The 20,639-nt window shown below is 73.7% G+C and carries 20 protein-coding genes; 12 read left to right on the top strand and 8 right to left on the bottom strand.

The genetic code is table 11. The features are described from left to right. Positions 1-12: 12 nt before the first annotated feature. A complete protein-coding gene (locus ABTW87_RS27815) occupies positions 13-948 on the bottom strand; it encodes an NAD(P)/FAD-dependent oxidoreductase (RefSeq protein WP_350654157.1) in 936 nt (311 codons plus the stop codon). Between the two features lie 123 nt (positions 949-1,071). On the opposite strand from ABTW87_RS27815, the gene ABTW87_RS27810 reads away from it, so the two are divergent. Beyond that, positions 1,072-1,287 carry a DUF3072 domain-containing protein gene (locus ABTW87_RS27810; RefSeq protein WP_350654118.1) on the top strand — a complete coding sequence of 72 codons (216 nt, stop codon included), beginning with the start codon at positions 1,072-1,074 and terminating at the stop codon, positions 1,285-1,287. Between the two features lie 89 nt (positions 1,288-1,376). On the opposite strand, the gene ABTW87_RS27805 is transcribed toward ABTW87_RS27810, so the two are convergent. Further along, positions 1,377-1,880 (bottom strand): metallophosphoesterase family protein, encoded by a 504-nt coding sequence (locus tag ABTW87_RS27805; protein ID WP_350654116.1) that lies wholly within the window; start codon positions 1,878-1,880, stop codon positions 1,377-1,379. A 186-nt stretch (positions 1,881-2,066) separates the two neighbouring features. Between ABTW87_RS27805 and ABTW87_RS27800 the strand changes: the two genes are divergently transcribed. The 4 genes from ABTW87_RS27800 (at position 2,067) to ABTW87_RS27785 (ending at position 5,841) form a co-directional block, all read left to right on the top strand. Beyond that, the gene (locus ABTW87_RS27800) at positions 2,067-3,455 is read left to right on the top strand and encodes a glycoside hydrolase family 6 protein (protein ID WP_350654115.1); all 1,389 of its coding nucleotides are present in this window, start codon (positions 2,067-2,069) and stop codon (positions 3,453-3,455) included. A gap of 127 nt (positions 3,456-3,582) precedes the next feature. Continuing rightward, the gene (locus ABTW87_RS27795; RefSeq protein ID WP_350654113.1) at positions 3,583-4,188 is read left to right on the top strand and encodes a general stress protein; all 606 of its coding nucleotides are present in this window, start codon (positions 3,583-3,585) and stop codon (positions 4,186-4,188) included. Positions 4,189-4,367: 179 nt separating this feature from the next. Then, entirely contained in the window at positions 4,368-4,844 is a 477-nt protein-coding gene (locus ABTW87_RS27790) for a MarR family winged helix-turn-helix transcriptional regulator (RefSeq protein ID WP_350654112.1), read from the top strand. Between the two features lie 10 nt (positions 4,845-4,854). Next, a complete protein-coding gene (locus ABTW87_RS27785; protein ID WP_350654111.1) occupies positions 4,855-5,841 on the top strand; it encodes a pirin family protein in 987 nt (328 codons plus the stop codon). Positions 5,842-5,897: 56 nt separating this feature from the next. On the opposite strand, the gene ABTW87_RS27780 is transcribed toward ABTW87_RS27785, so the two are convergent. Beyond that, a complete protein-coding gene (locus ABTW87_RS27780) occupies positions 5,898-6,026 on the bottom strand; it encodes a hypothetical protein (protein WP_350654109.1) in 129 nt (42 codons plus the stop codon). Positions 6,027-6,151: 125 nt separating this feature from the next. Here ABTW87_RS27780 and ABTW87_RS27775 point away from each other — a divergent pair, with 125 nt between their 5' ends. After that, a complete protein-coding gene (locus ABTW87_RS27775) occupies positions 6,152-7,741 on the top strand; it encodes a phospholipase D family protein (RefSeq protein WP_350654107.1) in 1,590 nt (529 codons plus the stop codon). On the opposite strand, the gene ABTW87_RS27770 is transcribed toward ABTW87_RS27775, so the two are convergent. Next, complete coding sequence (locus ABTW87_RS27770; RefSeq protein ID WP_350654105.1) at positions 7,690-8,442, bottom strand: hypothetical protein; 753 nt, start codon at positions 8,440-8,442, stop codon at positions 7,690-7,692. The two genes, ABTW87_RS27775 and ABTW87_RS27770, sit on opposite strands and share 52 nt — an antisense overlap. A 377-nt stretch (positions 8,443-8,819) precedes the next feature. On the opposite strand from ABTW87_RS27770, the gene ABTW87_RS27765 reads away from it, so the two are divergent. Beyond that, the gene (locus ABTW87_RS27765; RefSeq protein ID WP_350654103.1) at positions 8,820-9,647 is read left to right on the top strand and encodes a SigB/SigF/SigG family RNA polymerase sigma factor; all 828 of its coding nucleotides are present in this window, start codon (positions 8,820-8,822) and stop codon (positions 9,645-9,647) included. A 136-nt stretch (positions 9,648-9,783) separates the two neighbouring features. Here the strand turns inward: ABTW87_RS27765 and ABTW87_RS27760 are convergent, their stop codons facing one another. Genes ABTW87_RS27760 through ABTW87_RS27750 form a run of 3 tightly spaced genes read right to left on the bottom strand, consistent with a single transcriptional unit; the run spans position 9,784 to position 12,557 of the window. Then, complete coding sequence (locus ABTW87_RS27760) at positions 9,784-10,374, bottom strand: GNAT family N-acetyltransferase (protein WP_350654102.1); 591 nt, start codon at positions 10,372-10,374, stop codon at positions 9,784-9,786. Next, positions 10,371-11,885, bottom strand: coding sequence for an APC family permease (locus ABTW87_RS27755; protein ID WP_350654100.1), 1,515 nt, complete (start codon positions 11,883-11,885; stop codon positions 10,371-10,373). Before ABTW87_RS27755 ends, ABTW87_RS27760 begins: the two co-directional genes overlap by 4 nt. Positions 11,886-11,927: 42 nt before the next feature. Next, complete coding sequence (locus ABTW87_RS27750) at positions 11,928-12,557, bottom strand: GOLPH3/VPS74 family protein (protein WP_350654156.1); 630 nt, start codon at positions 12,555-12,557, stop codon at positions 11,928-11,930. 142 nt (positions 12,558-12,699) lie between these two features. Here ABTW87_RS27750 and ABTW87_RS27745 point away from each other — a divergent pair, with 142 nt between their 5' ends. The 3 genes from ABTW87_RS27745 to hrpB are packed head-to-tail and all read left to right on the top strand — an operon-like array spanning position 12,700 to position 16,350. Next, entirely contained in the window at positions 12,700-13,542 is an 843-nt protein-coding gene (locus tag ABTW87_RS27745) for a helix-turn-helix domain-containing protein (RefSeq protein ID WP_350654099.1), read from the top strand. A 39-nt stretch (positions 13,543-13,581) separates the two neighbouring features. Next, positions 13,582-13,776, top strand: coding sequence for a DUF397 domain-containing protein (locus ABTW87_RS27740; protein WP_350654097.1), 195 nt, complete (start codon positions 13,582-13,584; stop codon positions 13,774-13,776). Between the two features lie 33 nt (positions 13,777-13,809). After that, positions 13,810-16,350 carry an ATP-dependent helicase HrpB gene (hrpB, locus tag ABTW87_RS27735; RefSeq protein ID WP_350654095.1) on the top strand — a complete coding sequence of 847 codons (2,541 nt, stop codon included), beginning with the start codon at positions 13,810-13,812 and terminating at the stop codon, positions 16,348-16,350. 1 nt (position 16,351) lies between these two features. On the opposite strand, the gene ABTW87_RS27730 is transcribed toward hrpB, so the two are convergent. Then, positions 16,352-17,077, bottom strand: a complete 726-nt coding sequence (locus ABTW87_RS27730) for a PP2C family protein-serine/threonine phosphatase (RefSeq protein ID WP_350654093.1) — start codon at positions 17,075-17,077, stop codon at positions 16,352-16,354. Between the two features lie 235 nt (positions 17,078-17,312). Between ABTW87_RS27730 and ABTW87_RS27725 the strand changes: the two genes are divergently transcribed. Further along, positions 17,313-19,916 carry a glycoside hydrolase family 9 protein gene (locus ABTW87_RS27725; protein ID WP_350654091.1) on the top strand — a complete coding sequence of 868 codons (2,604 nt, stop codon included), beginning with the start codon at positions 17,313-17,315 and terminating at the stop codon, positions 19,914-19,916. Between the two features lie 185 nt (positions 19,917-20,101). After that, on the top strand, positions 20,102-20,629 hold the full coding sequence (locus ABTW87_RS27720) for a GNAT family N-acetyltransferase (protein WP_350654089.1): 528 nt from the start codon (positions 20,102-20,104) through the stop codon (positions 20,627-20,629). The last annotated feature ends 10 nt before the right edge of the window (positions 20,630-20,639 follow it).

The raw sequence follows: 20,639 nt of genomic DNA, 5'->3' as shown, positions 1-20,639 counted from the left end.
CGCCGGCCTGCGTCAGGACAGGTGGGTCACCAGGGCCCGGCCCAGGTCGTGGCCGGAGCGCCAGGCGGTCTGGACCCGCGGCGTGCCGAAGGCGTCGCCGGCCAGGCCGATCCCGTCGGCGTCGAGGTGGTACGTGCCCGTTCCCGCCATTGTCGGTTTCGCGTACGTCCAGCGGTGCACGTGCACGTCCGCCGCCGGCTCCGGCAGCGCGAGCAGGTCGCGGACGGCCTCCTCGACCGCCGGTCCGGCGGCGGTCGGCTGGAGCAGGTGGCCCGCGGCGAAGGCCGGTGTGGTGTGCGCGACGAGGACCGGCGCGCCGTCGCCCCGGCGGTCGCCGTCGTCGCACACGAGTGCCAGCACCGGGTGGTCGTTGACGAAGGCACCCCCGAACCCGGCCCACCGCCGTTCGGGGAAGCGCAGTACCACGGCCAACGCCGGGGACCACCCCTGCGCCCGTACCGCCCGGGTCGCCTCGCCGAGCGCCGGGTCCAGCAGGAGCGCCGCCTGCGGGCCGGGCATGGCCAGCACCGCCGCCGCACAGGGCCGGCCGTCGACCACCGGGCCGGGCTCGACGCCGAGCACCAGCCGGTCGACGGTCACCGGCAGGTCCCGGGCGAGGTGCTCCACCAGCGAGCGCAGGCCCCGCGGTGCCGCCCAGCGCATCGGTCCGGGCACCTGCCGCCGGCCCTGCGCGTCGTACGCCAGGAAGGTGTCGGTCCACTCGCGTACCAGGCCCGCCGCCCGCCACTCCGCCACGACCTCGGCGAAGCCCGGGTCGCTCACCGTGAGGTACGCGGCGCCGAGGTCCGCCGGGCGACCGTCGAAGCGCTTGCTGGCCATCCGCCCTCCGGCCACCCGCCCGCGTTCGCGGACCTGCACCGGTATCCCGGCCCGGGCCAGTTCGCGGGCGCACGCCACTCCGGCGATGCCCGCCCCGACCACCACCACGCCCGTCCGGTCCGCGTCCACCGCGTGAGCGTATGCGGGTGGAGTGTCCCCGGTCGGGTTCCCGGCATGGACTCGCCGATCCCGGGGTACTGGCACATCTGTTCGAAAGGAAGGTGAGCGGCGATGACGGACCGCAGCAGTGAACGGCCGGATCCACGGGGCGCGATCAAGGACCAGGAGGAGTGGGTGACCGGCGAGGAGCCACCGACGGCGGCGCAGGAGTCGTACCTGGCGACACTGGCCCGCGAGGCCGGCGAGGACGTGCCGGAGGGCCTCACCAAGGCGGAGGCCTCGAAGCGGATCGACGAACTCCAGGCGGAGACCGGCCGCGGCCAGTGAGACGGCCGGCGGGCGGCAGGCCGGCGAGCGGCGGGCCGGCGAAGCAGGCCGGCGACGCCGGTCGGGCGCCTCCGCCCGGCCCGGCGGCCTCAGCGTCTCGGCGGCAGGCGGTGCAGTTCGACGTCGGCGAGCCGCCCGTCCGCGACCCGGGCGGTCAGGTAGGTGGCGTACGGCTGGGAGCGCCGGTCGGTCGGCGAGCCGGGGTTGAGCAGCCGCAGCCCGTTCGGGGCGACGGTGTCCCACGGGATGTGGGAGTGCCCGAAGACCAGCAGGTCGGCGTCGGGGAAGCGGGCCTGGCAGCGCTCCTCGCGCCGTACCTTCTGACCGGTCTCGTGCACGATCGCCACGCGCAGCCCGGCCAGCTCGACCCGGGCGACCTCCGGCAGCCGGGCGCGTAGCGCGGGGCCGTCGTTGTTCCCGTACACGCCGACGAGGCGGCGGGCCCGGGCGGCCATCGCGTCGAGGAGTCCCTCGTCGACCCAGTCCCCCGCGTGCAGCACGACGTCCGCGGCGTCGATCGCGGCCCACAGGGGCGCGGGCAGGTCACGCGCCCGTTTCGGTACGTGGGTGTCGGCGGTGAGGACGAGGCGCATGCCGCCATTCTGCGCCGCCCGTCCCGTGCCGACCGGCGTTAAGAGGGGGCCCTGCTACAACGCCAGACGTTAAGAAGGGGCCCTTCCTTTCGCGCGGGCTCTTCACATGGCGGCAATGAACCCGTAGTTTGACGGCCATACATGGGAGCGCTTCCACAGCTGACCGTCGATACAGGGAGAGACTTCATGCGAGCCAGATCGACGCTCGCGGCCGCCGCCGCGACCGCTCTCGCCGTCACCGGCGTCGTCGCCGTCGGGCTGCTCCGAGCCCCGGCGGCCGCCGCCGCCGACTCCGCCTTCTACGTGGACCCGGGCACCGCCGCCGCTGCGTGGGTGGCCGCCAACCCGAGCGACCCGCGGGCCGCCGTCATCCGGGACCGGATCGCGTCCGTGCCACAGGGCCGCTGGTTCACCCGCACCAACACCTCGACCGTGCGCGGCGAGGTGGACGCCTTTGTCGGGGCGGCCGCCGCAGCCGGAAAGATCCCGATCCTGGTGGTCTACAACATCCCGAACCGGGACTGCAGCGGAGCCAGTAGCGGCGGCGCGCCCGACCACGCGACCTACCGGCAGTGGATCGACCAGGTCGCCGCCGGACTGGGCGGACGGCCGGCCACGATCGTCCTCGAGCCGGACGTACTGCCGATCATGACCAGCTGCCAGAACGCCAGCCAGCAGGCCGAGACGAAGGCCTCCATGGCGTACGCGGGCAAGAAGCTCAAGGCCGGCTCCTCGGCCGCCAGGGTCTACTTCGACGCCGGGCACTCGGCCTGGCTCTCCCCCGGCGAGGCGGCGTCCCGGCTCGTCGGCGCGGACATCGCCAACAGCGCCGACGGCATCTCGCTGAACGTCTCCAACTACCGTCACACGGCGGACGAGGTCGCGTACGCCAAGGCGATCATCGCGGCCACCGGGGTGTCCCGGCTCAAGGCGGTCATCGACACCAGCCGCAACGGCAACGGGCCGGCCGGCTCGGAGTGGTGCGACCCGGCCGGCCGGGCGATCGGCACGCCCAGCACGACGAACACCGGTGACTCCGCGATCGACGCGTTCCTCTGGGTGAAGCTGCCCGGCGAGGCCGACGGCTGCATCGCCGCAGCCGGCCAATTCGTGCCGCAGCGGGCGTACGACTTGGCGATCGCGGCCGGGCCCGTGCCGACCACCGGCGCGCCGACCACCGCACCACCGACGACCGCACCGCCCACCACCGCGCCGCCGACCACGCCCCCGCCGACCACCGCACCGCCCACCACTCCCCCGCCCGCCGGCGGCTGCGCGGTGACGTTCACGCCGAACTCGTGGCCGGGCGGCTTCACGGCCGAGCTGCGGGTGACCAACCGCGGCAGCGCCCTCAACGGCTGGACGCTCACCTTCGCCCCCGGCGCCGGCGTCCGGTTGACCAACGGCTGGAACGGCGACTGGAGCCAGTCCGGCGACCGGATCACCGTCCGCAACGCCGCCTGGAACGCCAGCCTGCCGACCGGCGGCACCGTCTCGCTCGGCTTCCAGGGCACCTACACCGGTGCCACCCTGCCCACCCCCACCTCCTTCACCCTCAACGGCACCCCCTGCTGAACCGAAAGGAAGGGCCCCTTCTTAACGCCTGGCGTAGAGGAGGGGCCCCTTCTTAACAACCGCTCCGCCCGCGTTACGCGCACCGGTCGACGGGGAACGTGTGTCGTTGACGAAGGAGGAGACCCACATGACCACACCGTCGAGTCCCACCTCCGCCTGGCGTCCGGGGATGCCGGGCGGCGACACCTTCCCGTCCGGTCCCGCCGGCCACCCGTCGCCCCCGAGCGGTGACGGGAACGGGCCGGGGATGGGTCCGCCGACCGTGACGATCGGGTCGTACCCGGACTACCCGTCCGCGCAGCGGGTGGTCGACCACCTGGCGGACAACCGGTTCCCGGTGGAGCACACGGCGATCGTCGGGACCAACCTCACCCTGGTCGAGACCGTTCTCGGGCGGATGACCACGGGGCGGGCGGCGCTGGTCGGGGCCGGGTCGGGTGCCTGGTTCGGTCTGTTCATCGGGTTGCTCTTCGGCATCTTCACGGCGGGCAACTGGTTCGCCGTGGTCCTCGCCGGTCTGGTGATCGGTGCGATCTGGGGTGCGGTGTTCGGCGCGGTCGCCCACGCGATGACCGGCGGCCGGCGCGACTTCACGTCGGCCAGTTCCCTGCGGGCCGGCCAGTACGCCGTCATCGTGGACCAGCAGTACGCCGAGCAGGCCCGGCAGCTCCTGGGCCGGATGCACCCGCAGGCGCCACAGCATCAGCAGGCGCCCGAGCACCAGCAGAGCTGACCGCACAGCTCACACGCGATCGCACCCCGGCGCCGTCGGCGCCGGGGTGCGATCGCGTGTGCGCGACGGGATTGATGGCGAGACGGGAACCGTTCAAACTTGCAGCGACTGACCAGCACGGGCCGGAGACAGCCTTAGAAGCTCTAGTCAAAATTTGAAATAGTGCTACTCTCGGGATCGTGACCGAGAGTCTGGAGCCGCACCGCCGCACCGCCTGGCGGGCGTACATCGAGGCGAGCCAACGGCTGTTCACTCAACTGGAGGACGACCTGCGCGCGGCGAGCGACCTGAGCTTCGCCGACTACCACGTGCTGGTGCTGCTCTCGGAGGCCCCGGGTCAGCGGCTGCGGATGGGCGAGCTGGCCAGCCGCCTGGTCTTCTCCCCCAGCCGGTTGACGTACCAGATCTCCTCCATGCAGCGACGCGGCCTCGTCGCCAAGCAGGCCTGCCCGGAGGACCGGCGGGGCAGCGAGGCGGTGCTCACCGCCGCCGGGCTGCTGACCCTGCGGGAGGCCGCGCCGCACCACCTGGCGTCGGTCCGCACCCACCTGATGGACGACCTCGACGACGACGAGGTCGCCGCCCTCACCCGGATCTTCGACCGGCTCGGCCGCCGGCTGCGCGCCGAGCGGTCGCCCCACCCCAGCGAGAGCTAAGGAGCCCGCCATGCCCGCGGTCACCGTCGACAACGTGCTCGTCCTGCCCCGCCTGCCGCGGCTGGACGATTCCACCACCATCCGGCCGGTCCGCCGGCTGACCACCGCGCCGAGCGGGTACGAGGGCGAGGGCTTCCCGGTGCGCCGGGCGTTCGCCGGGGTGCCGCTCAGCGAGCTGGACCCGTTCATCCACCTGGACCAGATGGGCGAGGTGGACTACGCGCCGGGCGAGCCGAAGGGCACGCCGTGGCATCCGCACCGGGGCTTCGAGACCGTCACGTACATCATCGACGGCGTCTTCGACCACCAGGACACGCACGGCGGGGGCGGCACCATCACCGACGGGGACACCCAGTGGATGACCGCCGGCAGCGGCCTGCTGCACATCGAGGCGCCGCCGGAGCACCTGGTCGTGAGCGGCGGCCTGTTCCACGGCACGCAGCTCTGGGTCAACCTGCCCCGGGTCGCCAAGATGATCCCGCCGAAGTACCAGGACATCCGCGGTCGGCAGTCGGCGCTGCTCACCACGCCGGACGGCGGGGCGCTGATCCGGGTGATCGCGGGCGAGATCGCCGGCCACCGCGGGCCGGGCTCGACCCACACGCCGATCACGGTCACCCACGTCACCGTCGAGCCGGGTGCGCAGGTGGACCTGCCCTGGCGGCCCGACTTCAACGCCCTGGTGTACGTGCTGGGCGGGCGCGGGACGATCGGCGCCGAACGCCGGCCCTTCCACACCGGCCAGTTGGCCGTGCACGGGGCAGGTGACGCCCTGCGGTTCGCCGCGGACGCGTCTCAGGACAGCCGCACTCCCGCGCTGGACCTGTACATCATGGGCGGCCAGCCGATCCGCGAGCCGGTGGCGCACTACGGCCCGTTCGTCATGAACACCCGCGACGAGCTGATCCAGGCGTTCGAGGACTTCCAGGCCGGCCGGCTCGGCGTGATCCCCGCCGAGCGGGTCCCGCACACCGACGGCCAGGGCCCACGCCCCTGACCCGCCACCCGACGGCGGGCGCCCCGCCCGGGGTGCCCGCCGTCGACGTCCGTACGTCAGGACACGGCGAATATGCCGGCGACTCCCAGGATCACCATCACCAACACGGCCACCAGCGCCCCCCGCTCGCCCTCGACCGCCTGCTCGCGGTAGTCGGTCACGGAGTTCGTCGTCTCGCCGGGCATGGTGTGGCCTCCTCGGTTTTCGCGTCAGAATCGGTTGGGTATGCCGTGGGACGGCCGCCGGTGACACCGGCGGGCCGGGGACCTCGGCGGGGGTTCCCGTCGTTCGACTCGGAAGGGTGGGAAACGTGACACCCCAGGAGTGGTTCCTCTCCGCCGGCGAACGCGCCAACCCGAGGTCTGAGTTACCCGTTTGGACCAGCGGAAACCTTGCCGAGCCGGTTATTCACGGCACCGCGTACTTCGACCGGCTGGTGCGCGAGGTGGAGGGTCTGGAGGCGGGTGACCACCTCTTCTTCACCGACTGGCGGGGCGACCCGGACCAGCGGCTGCGGCCGGACGGGCCGACGGTGGCCCAGCTGTTCGCGCGAGCCGCGCAGCGCGGCGTGGTGGTCAAGGGGCTGATCTGGCGCTCGCACCTCGACGTGCTCGCGTACAGCGAGCAGGAGAACCGGAACCTCAGCGAGACCGTCAACGCCGCCGGTGGGGAGGTGCTGCTGGACCAGCGGGTCCGCCGCGGCGGCTCGCACCACCAGAAGCTGGTGGTGCTGCGGCACCCGCGCGCCCCGGAGCGCGACATCGCCTTCGCCGGTGGCATCGACCTGTGCCACGGCCGGCGCGACGACGCCGAACACCGGGGTGACCCGCAGGCGATCCGGATGTCGGCCCGGTACGGTGACCACCCACCCTGGCACGACGTGCAACTGGCCGTCCGCGGGCCGGTGGTGGGCGCGCTCGACACCAGCTTCCGGGAGCGCTGGAACGACCCGATGCCGCTGGACTCGGAGAACCCCCTGGCGTACCTGCGGGACCGGCTGCGCGGCGCGGACCTGCGCCCGGACCCGCTGCCGGAACAACCCCCGGACCCGCCGCCGTGCGGGCCGCACCACGTCCAGGTGCTGCGCACCTACCCGGCGGTACGACCGCGCTACCCGTTCGCCCCGGACGGCGAACGCACGGTGGCCCGCGGCTACACCAAGGCGGTCCGCCGGGCCCGCCGACTCATCTACCTGGAGGACCAGTACCTCTGGTCGACCGAGGTGGCCGACCTGTTCGCGCAGGCGCTGCGGGAGCAGCCGGAGCTGCACCTGATCGCCGTGGTCCCCCGGCACCCCGACGTCGACGGCCGGCTGGCGCTGCCGCCGAACACGGTCGGCCGGGAGCAGGCCCTGGCGCTGTGCGCGCAGGCCGCGCCGGACCGGGTGCACGTCTTCGACCTGGAGAACCACGCGGGCACCCCGATCTACGTGCACGCCAAGGTCTGCGTCGTCGACGACGTGTGGGCGAGCGTCGGCAGCGACAACTTCAACCGCCGCTCCTGGACGCACGACAGTGAGCTGTCCTGCGCGGTACTCGACGAGACCCGCGACGAGCGGGCACCGGCCGACCCGGCGGGCACCGGCGACGGCGCCCGCCTCTTCGCCCGGGAGCTACGCCTGCGACTGCTGCGGGAGCACCTCGACCGGGACCCGGCGGACGGCGACGAGGGCGACCTGCTGGACCCGGCGGACGCGGTCGCGACGGTCACGGCCGCCGCCGAGGAGCTGCAACGGTGGTACGACGGCGGTTGCGCCGGCGCCCGCCCACCGGGTCGGCTGCGACCGCACCGGCCGCGGCGGCTGCCCTGGTACACCCGGGCGTGGGCGCTACCGGTGTACCGGCTGGTCTACGACCCCGACGGCAGGCCGCTCGCGGCCCGGCGCGCCGGGACCTGGTAGGCCGCGCCCACCCCGACCGGCTCCGGCTCGGTGACGTGCTCGCTCAACCCACCGGGGTACGCGAACGACGCGCGGGGGGCGTAGAAGCCGAAGCCGATGGTGAGCGGGTTCTCCGGCCGGAGCGCGTAGATCGGGTGGGCCGGGTCCAGGAACTCCACCGACTCGATCACGAACGGGGTGACCGGCTCGGCGACGTACGGGTAGACGGAGTTGAGCAACCGCCCGTCGCGGGAGGTGAAGTAGCGGTGGTGGCCGCTGCTCACCATCCGGCCCGGCTCGCCGATCTGGCAGCGGGCCCGGATCACGGGCACGCCGTCGATCTCCGTCTCGGCCACGACGAGGCCGTCCTCGTGGCGGATGACGGTCCGGCCGCGGAGTGCCGGTGCGCCCCGGGCGAGAGCGTACTGCCGGACCTGGTCGCTGCACGTGACGTAGTGCGTCCACCAGCCGCCCGGGCTCTCCCCGCCCGGGGCGTCGACCCCGACGAGCGAGACGCCGACATAGGCCAGGGTGTACGCCCCGAAGCCGGAGGTCTGGCTGGCGTCGTCGACGACGTACTGGTTCATGAAGACCTGCCGGTCGGGGCGGGGCCGGAGCGCGGCGGGTACCAGCGCCGCCACCGCGTCCGGGTCCGCCGGCAGCCAGCTGAAGTAGAGCGTGCGGCTGTTGACCACAAGCTGCGGGACGGACGGGTCCAGCACGATGCCTCCGAACGACAGATGTCATCCGCGACGCTACGACTGGTCCCGTGAGCAGGACAACGACGGAAAGTAGACAGCCGGAGCCTGTCGCGTGACCTGAGGCTGTCCGCTCGTCGCCACGCGCGGACCGTCCGGTTGGCCTGTCCGGACGTCGGGACCAGAGGCCGTCGGACGAAGAAGCGGATGATCGGGCTCACTTCCTGAGGGCGGTACGTCCGCTTTTATACGTTTCATCTTCGTAAATCACTTAAGTACATCAGCCGTTCGGCTAGATTTTGGCGAGACGATCGGGCTAAGGTGACTTCCGAACGGACACCTGAAGCTAAACCAAAGCGTCACGTCTTTTTGTCAGCGGACGAGGTGCAGGGAGGACCACCATGACCGCGCCAACGATCAGCGACCACGCGACGACGGCCGTGCCGAGCACCACCGAGAAGCTCGACCCGCGGGCGCTCACCGACAGCGCCGCCGACCTGCTCAACGCGATGGCCGCACTGCCGGCCAACCACCCGTCCCGCGCCGCTCTGCGCGACCGGGCGATCGAGGCCTGGCTGCCGCTCGCCAACCACCTCGCGCACCGCTACAGCGGGCGCGGCGAGCCCACCGACGACCTGGCCCAGACCGCCGCGGTCGGGCTCATCAAGGCGATCGACAAGTTCGACCCGTCCCGCGGCGTCGACTTCGCGGGCTACGCGATCCCCACCATCATCGGCGAGCTGAAGCGGCACTTCCGGGACCGCACCTGGGACATCCGGGTTCCCCGCCGCCTCCAGGAGCTGCGGCTGGCCATCTCCGACGCGAACAGCACCCTGCTCCAGACGCTCGGCCGCTCGCCGACGGTCGCCGACATCGCCGCCCACCTCAAGCTCACCGAGGAAGAGGTGCTGGAGGGCCTGGAGGGCGCCCGCGCGTACAACGCCGTGTCCCTGTCCACCCCGACCGGCGACGGTGACCGCGCCACCGAGCTGGGCGACCTGCTCGGCGGCGAGGACGGCGAGTTCGAGCTGGCGGAGCTGCGGGTCGCGCTCGGCCCGGCGCTCGCCACCCTCGACGAGCGCGAGCAGAAGATTCTCACCCTGCGTTTCTACGGCAACCTGACGCAGTCGCAGATCGCCGAGCAGATCGGCGTCTCACAGATGCACGTGTCCCGGCTGCTGGCCCGGGCGCTGACCAAGCTGCGCGGGCAGCTGGACGGCACGTACTGAGTCGGCGGCACGACGGTGGCCGGGTCGGCGGGCCCGGCCACCGTCGTGCCGGCGGTGCTGCGCCGGAGGTGCTGCGCCGGCGGTGTTAACAAGGGGCCCTTCTACAACGCCAGGCGTTAACAAGGGGCCCTTCCTTTCAGCTTTGCGGGTCGCGCCACATGGGCCAGAACGGGGTGCCGTCCGGCAGCCGGAACGGCTCGCGGACCTGGTAGCCGTGCTTCGTGTACAGCTCGACGCCGATCTTGCTGGCCGCCTCCAGGTAGCCGGGCACCCCGTTGGCGTCCAGCCACGCGTGGTGGTGCCGCAGCAGGGCGCTGCCCAGCCCCTGGCCCTGCCGGTCCGGCCGGACGGCGAGCAGGGCCAGGTGGTGGTGGTCGGGGTGCGGGTGGTTCGCGGCGAACAACTCGTCGAGGTGGGCGAACCGCTCGGTGTACTCCCCGCACGCCGCGGCGAGCCGGGCGTCGTAGTCCTCCGGCGGCGGCGACGGATCACCCACCGAGGGGAACCACACGGCGACCCCGGCCCGGTCGGCGGTGCCGAACACCAGACCGTGCCGCATGGCGTGGTCGACCAGGATCTCGAACTGCTCGGCGAGCACCTTCTCCCGCCGGCTCTCGTCGGGCACCAGCCAGCGCGGCGCGTCGAGCACCAGGAACGACTCGGCGATCCGCTCGGCGACCAACCGCGTCTCCGCCGGGCCCAGGCGCTCGACCGGGACGTCGCTCACCGCCGGACCTCCGCACGCTCCGGCGCCGTCTCCGCCAGGACCGAGACGGCCGAACTCTCGGCGCCGAGGCCGATCCGCGCGTACGTGTCGGGCCGGTTCGAGCGCAGCACCAGCGCCCAGACCGCGCCGAGCAGCGCGGCGACCGGGTACGCGACCGGCACCGCCCAGCGCAGCGTGTGGTCCGGCGCGACGCCGAGCAGGTCGGCGAAGTTGATCACAGCGAGGATGACCACACCGGCCAGCGCCACCGCGGCGATGCCCGGCGCGACCACCCGCCGCCACGCCGTCTCCTCCGCACCGCTGCGTGCGAAGTAGACGATGACCGCGACCGAGGTGGTGGCGATCAGCAGCAGCACCCCGAAGCCGCCGCTGGTGCCGCACCAGTAGAAGAGCTGCACGACGGGGTCCCACCCGTTGACCGCGTACAGCAGGATCACCACCAGGCCGAGCGCGCTCTGCGCGAGCGACGCCGCCCGGGGCGCGCCGGTGCGCGGCGAGGTCCGCCCGAAGACCGCCGGCAGCACCCGCTCGCGGCCGAGGGCGAACGCGTACCGGGCGGTGGTGTTGTGGAACGAGATCATCGCGGCGACCACCGACGTCAGGAACAGCGCCTGGCCGATCGTGACGACGGTGTCGCCGAGGTGCTCGCCGGCCAGGTTGAAGATCAGCGCGACGCTCTGCTCGCCGGCCTGCTCGGCGATCCGGTCCGGACCGACCGCGACCGTCATGCTCCACGACGAGAGCGCGTAGACGGCGGCGATGATCGCGATGGACAGGTAGGTGGCCATCGGCACCGTCCGGCGTGGATCCTTGCTCTCCTCGCTGAACACCACGGCCGACTCGAACCCGACGAAGCCGAGGATCGCCAGCACCAGGACGGCGCCGACGCCCGGGACGAAGAGGTTGTCCGGGGCGAACGCGGCGAAGCTGACCTCCCCGCCGGCCGGGTTGCCGAGCTGGCCGAGGTCGAACACGAGGATCACCGCGATCTCGGCGATCAGCAGCGCCGCGAGGACCAGGCCGTTGATGTCGACCCGGAGGACGCCGAGCACGGCGACGACGGCCCAGGCGGCGAGCGCGACAAGCCACCACTCCGCGGTGACGCCGAACAGGCGGTCCAGGACGGGTTCGGCGGCGGCGCCGATGGCGCCGTACAACCCGACCTGGAGGGCGTTGTACGCGATCAGCGCCACCCACGCCGCGCCGACGCCGGCCGGCCGGCCCAGTCCGCGGGACACGTACGAGTAGAAGGCGCCGGCGTTCGCGAGCCGGCGGGCCATCGCCACGTAGCCGACGGAGAAGAGGGCGAGCAGCGCGGCCACGGCCAGGAAGGCGAGCGGGATGCCGAGGACGCCCACGACGCCGTAGCCGGTGGTCACCACGCCCGCCACCACGGTCAGCGGCGCGGCGGCGGACAGGACGAAGAAGATCACCGACGGTACGCCGAGCCGGCCACGGGCCAGCGACTCGGAGACGTTGCTGGGTCGTTCGATCGTTGCTGACGAGGACATGTGCGGCTCCGGTTGGAGGGGAGGGGATGAGGGGGTTCCGGATCACGGGACGCCACGCAGCACCGCGGCGCCGACGGCGGCCTCGGTGTGCGCGACCAGTTCCTTCAACGGTGGTGGCAGGGCGGCCACCAGCCCGGTGAGGCGGTGGTGGGCCCGGGGCTCGGCCGACCACAGCACCTCCCGGCTGAGGCCCGCCGCGGTGAGCAGACCGAGCACCACCGCGTCGGCGAGGGTGGGTGGGGGTTCCGACCGCTCCAGCAGCACCCGCAGCCGGGTGGCGGGCCAGGCCGCCGTGTTGGGGTCGATCGGGACGTAGGTGACCGTGCTGCGCAGCAGCCGGCGGCTCTCCTGGCGGCGCAGCACGCCTGCCCGGGCCAGCCGCTCCCCCACCGAGGTGGTGGCGTTCTGGGCCAGGAAGCTGAGCCAGGTGCGCACCGACCGGTGCTGCGACTCGCCCACCAACTGGTCGAGCACGGTGTGGGCGAGCGCGTCGGCGGGTGGGCGGCGGTTGACGACGGAGACGACCCCGGCGGACACCGTGACGTGCCCGTACAGCACGAGCTCGGCCAGCAGGCCACCGGCGAGCCCGAGGCCGGTGGCGGCCGGGTGCAGCTTCGCCTTGCCCCGGATGTCATTGTGGGCGATCAGGAAGAACTCGTCGGCGATCAGCAACCGTTCCTCCCCGTTCGCATCGTCCACAGTGATCGCAACCGGCCAAGGATGCACCGAGCCGAACTGCAATGCAACTCCCGGTTCTGCCGGTTGCAGTCCGTATCTGCGCGACCTGCGGATCTTGTCGTGACAGACTCGGAGGGTGACCGCGAGCCCGACCGTCCGCCGCCGCCGCATCGCCCGCGAACTCCGCCAGCTACGTGAGCGGGCGGGCATGACCCTCGATGTCGCCGCGCGCCAGCTGGACATGTCCAAGAGCAACCTGTCCCGGATCGAGAACGCCCAGATCGGCATCAAGCCGCGGGACGTCCGCGCCGCCCTGGCCCTGTACCAGGTGACCGGCGCGGACGCCGAGGCGCTCATCGAGATCGCCCGTGGCGCCCAGCAGCGCGGCTGGTGGCAGAACTACAGCGACGTGCTGCCGGAATGGTTCGAGTTCTACGTCGGACTGGAGGCGGAGGCGGCGACGCTGCGGACCTACGAGGCGGAGGCCGTGCCCGGCCTCCTGCAGACCGAGGCGTACGCGCGGGAGGTCTTCCGGCGAACGGCCGGCGAGGAGGGCATCGAGCGCAAGGTCGCCGCGCGGCTGCGCCGGCAGGAGGTGCTGCACCGCGACGACCCGGTGGAGCTGTCGGTCGTGCTCAACGAGTCGGTGCTGCACCGGCCGGTCGGCGGGCGCGCCGTGATGGCGGACCAGCTCGCCCACATCGCGAAGGTCGCTCAGTTACCGAATGTCACCGTGCAGGTACTGCCGTTCTCGGCCGGCGGGCACCCTGCGATGGGTGCCCCCTACGTCATCCTCACCTTCGCCGACGCCGCCGACGCCGCCGTGGTCTACCTGGAAAATCTCACGACAGGCCTGGCACTGGAGGAGGCCGGGCACGTGGCCGGGTATAGCCTTGTGCACGAGGAGCTGCGCCGTCTGGCGCTCGGTCCAGAGGCGTCCCACGCACGCTTCACGGAGGCTTCTCGTAACTTTGCGTGACCGCTAATGCGGCGCGCCGGCACAGACGAGAGGTACGTGATGACGGCACCCGACCCGACGGAGTGGCGCACCAGCAGCCGCAGCGTGGGCAACGGCAACTGCGTCGAGGTGGCCACGGTGGAGGGTCGGGTCGCGGTCCGGGACAGCAAGGACCGGCGTGGTCCGGTGCTGGCGTTCGCGCCGCCGGCCTGGCGGTCGTTCGTCTCCGGCATCGACGGGGTACGCGCCGACTGACCGGCCGTCCGGCGGCGGTGCGACACTCCAGCCGTGCTCTCCGACGTAACCCTGGACCTGCCGGTCCGGCCGGCGCTGCCGGCGGTGCTGGCGGCGTTGCGGGCCACCGGCACCGGGGTGCTGGTGGCGCCGCCCGGCACCGGCAAGACCACGCTCGTCCCGCTCGCCGTCGCCGACGCGGTGGACGGCCGGGTCCTGGTGGCGCAGCCGCGCCGGGTGGCGGCCCGGGCCGCCGCCCGCCGGATGGCCGCCCTGCTCGGCGAGCGGGTCGGTGAGCAGGTCGGGTACGCGGTACGCGGCGACCGCCGGTCCGGGCCGCGGACCCGGGTGGAGGTGGTGACCACCGGGCTGCTGGTCCGTCGGCTGCACCGCGACCCGGAGCTGGCCGGCACCGCCGCCGTCCTGCTCGACGAGATCCACGAGCGGCACCTCGACGCGGACCTGGCGCTCGCCTTCACCGTGGAGGCCCGCGCCGCGCTCCGCCCCGACCTGTGGCTGCTGGGCATGTCGGCGACCCCGGACACCGCGCGGATCGCCGCGCTGCTCGGCGGCGGCGAGCCCGCGCCGGTCGTGCGGGCGTCCTCGGCGCTGCACCCGGTGACGCGGGTCTGGGCACCCCCGCCCCGGCCGGTGGCCCCGCCCGGCGGCGGGCGGGTCGACCCGGTGCTGCTCGATCACGTCGCGGCCACCGTCCGCCGGGCCCTGCGCGAGCGGAACGGCGACGTGCTGGTCTTCCTCCCCGGGGCCGGCGAGATCGCCGCCGTCGCCGGTCGGCTGGCCGACCTGCGCGCCGAGGTGGCGATCCGGTCACTGCACGGCCGGCAGCCGGCAGCCGAGCAGGACGCCGTGCTCCGGCGGTCCTCCGGCGCGCCGGACGACCCGGCGGGCACGGACCGGCGGCGGGTGGTGCTGGCGACCTCGGTGGCCGAGAGCAGCCTGACCGTGCCCGGGGTACGGGTGGTGGTCGATGCCGGACTGGCCCGGGTCGCCCGCACGGACCTGGCCCGAGGGCTCGGCGCGCTGGTCACCGTCGCGGTGTCCCGGGCCGCCGCCACCCAGCGCGCCGGGCGGGCCGGCCGGGAGGGCCCGGGGCAGGTCTACCGCTGCTGGTCCCCGGCCACCCATGAGCGGCTGGCCGCGCAGCCGGAGCCGGAGATCGCCACCGCCGACCTGACCGGGTTCGCGCTGGACCTCGCGGCGTGGGGTGCGCCCGACGGTAGCGGTCTCGCGCTGCCCGACCCGCCGCCACCGGCCGCCCTCGCGGTGGCCCGGGAGACGCTCGCCACGCTGGGAGCGCTCGGCCCGGACGGACGGGTGACCGGGCGCGGGCGGGCCATCGCCGCCACCGGGGCCCACCCCCGGCTGGGCCGGGCCCTGCTCGACGGCGCCGCACGGGTCGGGCCGGACCGGGCCGCCGAGGTCGTCGCGCTGCTGGCCGAGGACGGCCTCACCGGTCCGGGCGACGACCTGTCCGCCGCCTGGCGCCGGCTCCGCGCGGGCGTCGACGCCACCGCCACGGCGCGGTGGCGGGCCGAGGTACGCCGGCTGCGCGCCGCCCTGCCCGACGCGGGCGCCCCGGCCGGGGAGCACCTGCCCGACGATCTCGCTGCCGGGCTGGTGGTGGGCCTGGCGTACCCGGAACGGCTGGCCCGGGTGCGGCGGCCGGGCGGCTCCACGTACCTGATGGCCGGCGGGACCGCCGCGGAGCTGGCGCCCGGGACGGCGCTGGCCGGGTCGGTGTGGCTGGCGGTGGCGGTGGCCGACCGCTCCCCCGGCGCGCCGTCCGCGCGGATCCGGCTGGCCACCCCGGTCGACGAGGCCACCGCCCGGGAGGCGGCCGGACCACTGCTCACCACGGCACGCGAGATCGCCTGGGCCGGGACGGACGTGGTCGCCCGCGAAGTGGTCCGGCTCGGCGCGCTGGAGCTCGTCGAGCGCCCGCTGACCGACCCGGACCCGGACGAGCTGGCGGCGGCCGTGCTGGACGGGCTGCGCCGCACCGGCCTGGACCTGCTGACCTGGAGCCCGGGGGCCCGGGCGCTGCGGGAACGGCTGGCGTTCTGCCGGGCCGCGCTCGGCGACGAGTGGCCCGACGTGGGCGACGAGGCGCTGCTCGACGCGGCGCCGGTCTGGCTCGCGCCGGAGCTGGCCGGCGCCCGGCGGCGGGCCGACCTGGCCCGGGTCGACGTGGCCGCCGCGCTGCGCCGGCTGTTGCCGTGGCCGCTCGCCGCCCGGCTCGACGAGCTGGCGCCGGAGCGGCTCACCGTGCCCAGCGGCTCCCGGATCCGGGTGGACTACGCCGACCCGGTCGCCCCGGTGCTGGCGGTCAAGTTGCAGGAGACGTTCGGCTGGCGCGAGGCGCCCCGGATCGCGGGCGGCCGGGTGCCGGTCCGGCTGCACCTGCTCTCCCCAGCCGGCCGGCCCGTCGCGGTGACCGGCGACCTGGCGTCGTTCTGGCGTTCCGGGTACCCACAGGTGCGGGCGGAGCTGCGCGGGCGCTACCCGCGCCACCCGTGGCCGGAGGACCCGACGACGGCCGAGCCGACCCGGCACGCCACCCCGCGCCGCCGCTGACTCACTCCTCCACGATGTCCGCGACGATGACGGTGACGTTGTCCGGGCCGCCGGCGTGCAGCGCCAGGTCGATCAGCTTGCGGGCGCAGGCGGCCCGGTCGGGGTAACCGGCGAGCACCTCGGCGAGGGTGTCCGCGCGGACGACGTTGGACAGGCCGTCGCTACACAGCAGCCAGCGGTCGCCGGCCCAGGGCACCATCGTCGAGTACGACGGCGAGACGTCGTCGCCCTGTAACGCCTGAGTGACGACGGCCCGCCGCGGGTGGCTGCTCGCCTGGTCGGGAGTGATGACGCCCTGGTCGACGAGCATCTGCACGAAGGTGTCGTCCCGGGTGATCTGCTTGAGCACGCCCTCCCGGAACAGGTACGCCCGGGAGTCGCCGACGTGGGCCAGGGCGAGGCAGCTGCCGGTGCGGGCGAAGAGCAGGGCGGTCAACGTGGTGCCCATGCCCTGCCGCTCCGGGTCCTCGCTGACCGCCTGCCGGATCCGGGTGCTGGTCACCTGGATGCCGCGCTGCAGCGCGGCGACCAGCGCGTCCTCCGGGGTCTCCACGTCGAGCGGGGCGATCGAGTCGATCGCGATGGCACTGGCCAGGTCGCCGGCGGCCATGCCGCCCATGCCGTCGGCGACGGCGACGAGCCAGGTGCCCGAGTACAGGGCGTCCTGGTTTCCGCTGCGGATGAGACCACGGTCGCTCGTGCCGAACGAACGCAGCTTCAGGGTCATGGGAGGCAGCCTGCCAGGCCGAGGGCGGTGTTGTCTCTAGTAGATCAGGATGGCCGGGCGTGGCGCGGCGAATCTCACGACCGGCGTACCGGCAGGATCATCCAGTCAGATCGATTGACAAGCAGGCCTGAGCACTGGAAACATCGATGCGATCCTGGGAGCGCTCCCAGGTCACCCCAGACAGGCGCTCCCAGGTCCCACCCCACCGCCCCCGTCCGTCCCGGAGGGATATCCCGTGACGCCATCCCGACGCCGCCTCGCGTTGCTCGCCGCGGCGGCCACCGTGGCGCTGACCGGCGCCGCCGCCGGCCCCGCCCACGCCGACCCACCACCCGACGCTCCCGAGCAGATCGACAACGGCGACTTCAGCGCCGGCGTGTCGCCCTGGTTCTCGTACGGCACCGGCCCGCTCGGCGTCACCGACGGCCGGCTCTGCACCACCGTCCCGGCCGGCCTGGCCAACCCGTGGGACGCCGGCATCGGGCAGGACGGCGTGCCGCTGGTCGCCGGCGCCGAGTACGCCCTCGCCTTCGACGTCTCCGCCACGCCCGGCACGGCCGTGCGGGCGGTTCTCCAGCTCGGCAGCGCCCCGTACACCGCGTACACCACGGTGGACGCGAACGCGACCGGCACCGCCGCCCGGGTCGAGCACACGTTCACCGCGCCGGCGGAGAACCCGAGCGCCCAGCTGATCTTCCAAGTGGGCGGCAGCGCCGAGGAGCAGACCGTCTGCCTGGACAACGTGTCGCTGCGCGGCGGCGACCCGCCCGAGCCGTACGTGCCGGACACCGGGCCCCGGGTCCGCGTCAACCAGGTCGGCTACCTGCCCGGCGGGCCGAAGAACGCCACCGTCGTGACCGAGGCCACCGATCCGCTGCCGTGGCAGCTGCGCGCCGCCGACGGCACGGTGGTCGCCAGCGGCGACACCGACCCGCGCGGGGTCGACGAGGCCTCCGGGCAGAACGTGCACACGATCGACTTCACCGCGTACCGGACGCCGGCCGCCGGGCTGACCCTGGTCGCCGACGGCGAGACCAGCCACCCGTTCGACGTCTCCGGCGCCCTGTACGACCGGCTCCGCGCCGACGCCGCGCAGTTCTTCTACGCCCAGCGCAGCGGTATCGAGATCGACGGGGACCTGCTCGGCGAGGAGTACGCCCGCCCCGCCGGACACGTCGGCGTCGCGCCGAACCAGGGCGACACCGAGGTCCCCTGCCAGCCGGGTGTCTGCGACTACACCCTGGACGTGCGCGGCGGCTGGTACGACGCCGGCGACCACGGCAAGTACGTGGTCAACGGCGGTATCGCCACGTACCAGCTGCTGAGCACGTTCGAGCGGACGAAGACCGCGGCCACCGCGTCCTTCGGCGCGGCACTCGGCGACGGCAGCCTGCCGGTGCCCGAGCGCGACAACGGGGTGCCGGACATCCTCGACGAGGCCCGCTGGGAGCTGGAGTTCCTGCTGCGGATGCAGGTCCCGGCCGGGCAGCCGCTCGCCGGGATGGCGCACCACAAGATCCACGACCGGCAGTGGACCGGCCTGCCCCTGCAACCCCACGACGACCCGCAGCCGCGCGAGCTGCACCCGCCGTCGACCGCGGCCACGCTCAACCTGGCGGCCGTCGCCGCCCAGTGCGCGCGCCTGTTCGCCCCGTACGACGGCGAGTTCGCCGAGCGGTGCGGCACCGCCGCGAAGACCGCCTACGCCGCGGCGAAGGCCAACCCCGACCGGTACGCGAGCCCGGCCGACAGCACCGGTGGCGGCGCGTACGACGACACGAACGTCACCGACGAGTTCTACTGGGCGGCAGCCGAGCTGTACCTGACCACCGGCGCGTCGACCTACCTGGCCGACCTCACCGCGTCGCCGCACCACACCGGGGACGTGTTCGACCCGCGCGGCTTCGGCTGGCAGAGCGTCGCGGCGCTGGGCCGGCTCGACCTGGCGACCGTGCCGAGCGGGCTGCCCGCCGCCGAGCGCGCGCGGATCCGCGCGTCGGTCACCGAGGCCGCCGACGCGTACCTCGCCGAGATCGAGCGGCAGGCGTACGGGCTGCCGATGCCCGGTGACGCCGGCAGCTACTTCTGGGGCGGCAACAGCAACGTCATCAACAACGCCGTCGTGCTGGCGACCGCGTTCGACCTGACCCGGGACCCGTCCTACCGGAACGGCGCGGTGCAGGCGATGGACTACATCCTCGGCCGCAACGCGCTGAACATCTCGTACGTGACCGGGTGGGGTGAGCACGCCGCCGAGAACCAGCACAGCCGCATCTTCGGCCACCAGCTCGACCCGAACCTGCCGAAGCCGCCGGCCGGATCCCTCGCGGGTGGGCCGAACGCCGCCCTCCAGGACCCGTTCGCCGCGCAACTGCTGGCCGGCTGCAAGCCGATGTTCTGCTACGTCGACGACATCAACTCGTACGCCACCAACGAGGTCGCGATCAACTGGAACTCGGCGCTTACCTGGATCGCGTCGTTCCTCGCCGACCAGGGCGAGGCCGGGGCGGTGCCACCGGCGACGTGCGCGGTCACGTACACGACGCACGGCAGCTGGCCGAGTGGCTTCACCACCCAGGTGACCGTCCGCAACACCGGCACCACGGCGGTGGACGGCTGGAGTCTGAAGTTCGCCTTCACCGGGGCGCAGAAGGTCGGCCACGGGTGGTCGGCGAAGCTGACCCAGGCCGGAGCCACCGTGACGGCGACAAGCGAGCGGTGGAACGCGAAGATCAAACCGGGCGGCTCGGTGACCTTCGGCTTCAACGGCACCAGCGACGCCGGCGCCAACCCGAAGCCGGGCCTGTTCACGCTCAACGGCAGCCCCTGCACGTCCTGACCGCCCGGGGACGCCGGCCGGTGCCCCCGTGATCGCGCTCCAACGCTGAAGTAGTGGCCTCGCAATCGCCGCGAGGCCACTACTTCATCGATCCAGCACGATCTTGCCGTCGGGTGGCAGCACTTACCCCGAAGGTGCTGCCACCGGCGGCCGGGCCCGGACGACGGGTCGTGGAGGATGGAGTGGTGAGCGATGATCTTTCCCTCCGGCCGGGTGGGCCGGCCGACGCGAGCGAGGTGCTTCGGCTGCTCGACTCCGCCACCGCGTGGCTGGTCGCCCGCGGGCGCACCGGCCAGTGGGGCACCGAGCCCGCGTCGACCGACCCACGGCGCATCACCCAGGCGCAGGCGTGGGCCACCGGCGGCGGGCTCTGGCTGGCGGAGTTGGCCGGGCGTCCGGTGGGCGCCCTCGTCGTCGGCGCGGCCACCGGGTACGTGCCGCCCGCCACCGAACCCGAGCTGTACGTGAACCTGCTGGTCACCGACCGGGCGTACGGCGGGCGCGGGATCGGCGACCGGCTACTGGCGCACGCGGCGGACCTGGCCCGGCAACGCGGCGTCGGCCTGCTGCGCGTGGACTGCTACGCGGGCGGTGACGGCGCGCTGGTGCGCTGGTACGAGCGGCAGGGCTTCGTCCGTACCGAGCCGTTCACCGTGGAGCGCCCGGGCCGCGAGCCCTGGCCCGGCCAGGTGCTGGCCCGGCGGGTGGCCTGAGCCGACCCGA

It is taken from the genome of Micromonospora sp. NPDC126480 (assembly GCF_040302465.1).
Lineage (GTDB): Bacteria > Actinomycetota > Actinomycetes > Mycobacteriales > Micromonosporaceae > Micromonospora.
The sequence above is the reverse complement of the archived record's forward strand: the minus strand, read 5'-3'. Positions and strand labels throughout refer to the sequence as shown.

Bases quoted from the DNA above. Each gene is read 5' to 3' on its own strand.
- ABTW87_RS27810 (WP_350654118.1), top strand. From the start codon at position 1,072: ATGACGGACCGCAGCAGTGAACGGCCGGATCCACGGGGCGCGATCAAG.
- ABTW87_RS27805 (WP_350654116.1), bottom strand. From the start codon at position 1,880: ATGCGCCTCGTCCTCACCGCCGACACCCACGTACCGAAACGGGCGCGT.
- ABTW87_RS27800 (WP_350654115.1), top strand. From the start codon at position 2,067: ATGCGAGCCAGATCGACGCTCGCGGCCGCCGCCGCGACCGCTCTCGCC.
- ABTW87_RS27795 (WP_350654113.1), top strand. From the start codon at position 3,583: ATGACCACACCGTCGAGTCCCACCTCCGCCTGGCGTCCGGGGATGCCG.
- ABTW87_RS27785 (WP_350654111.1), top strand. From the start codon at position 4,855: ATGCCCGCGGTCACCGTCGACAACGTGCTCGTCCTGCCCCGCCTGCCG.
- ABTW87_RS27780 (WP_350654109.1), bottom strand. From the start codon at position 6,026: ATGCCCGGCGAGACGACGAACTCCGTGACCGACTACCGCGAGCAGGCG.
- ABTW87_RS27765 (WP_350654103.1), top strand. From the start codon at position 8,820: ATGACCGCGCCAACGATCAGCGACCACGCGACGACGGCCGTGCCGAGC.
- ABTW87_RS27755 (WP_350654100.1), bottom strand. From the start codon at position 11,885: ATGTCCTCGTCAGCAACGATCGAACGACCCAGCAACGTCTCCGAGTCG.
- ABTW87_RS27740 (WP_350654097.1), top strand. From the start codon at position 13,582: ATGACGGCACCCGACCCGACGGAGTGGCGCACCAGCAGCCGCAGCGTG.
- ABTW87_RS27730 (WP_350654093.1), bottom strand. From the start codon at position 17,077: ATGACCCTGAAGCTGCGTTCGTTCGGCACGAGCGACCGTGGTCTCATC.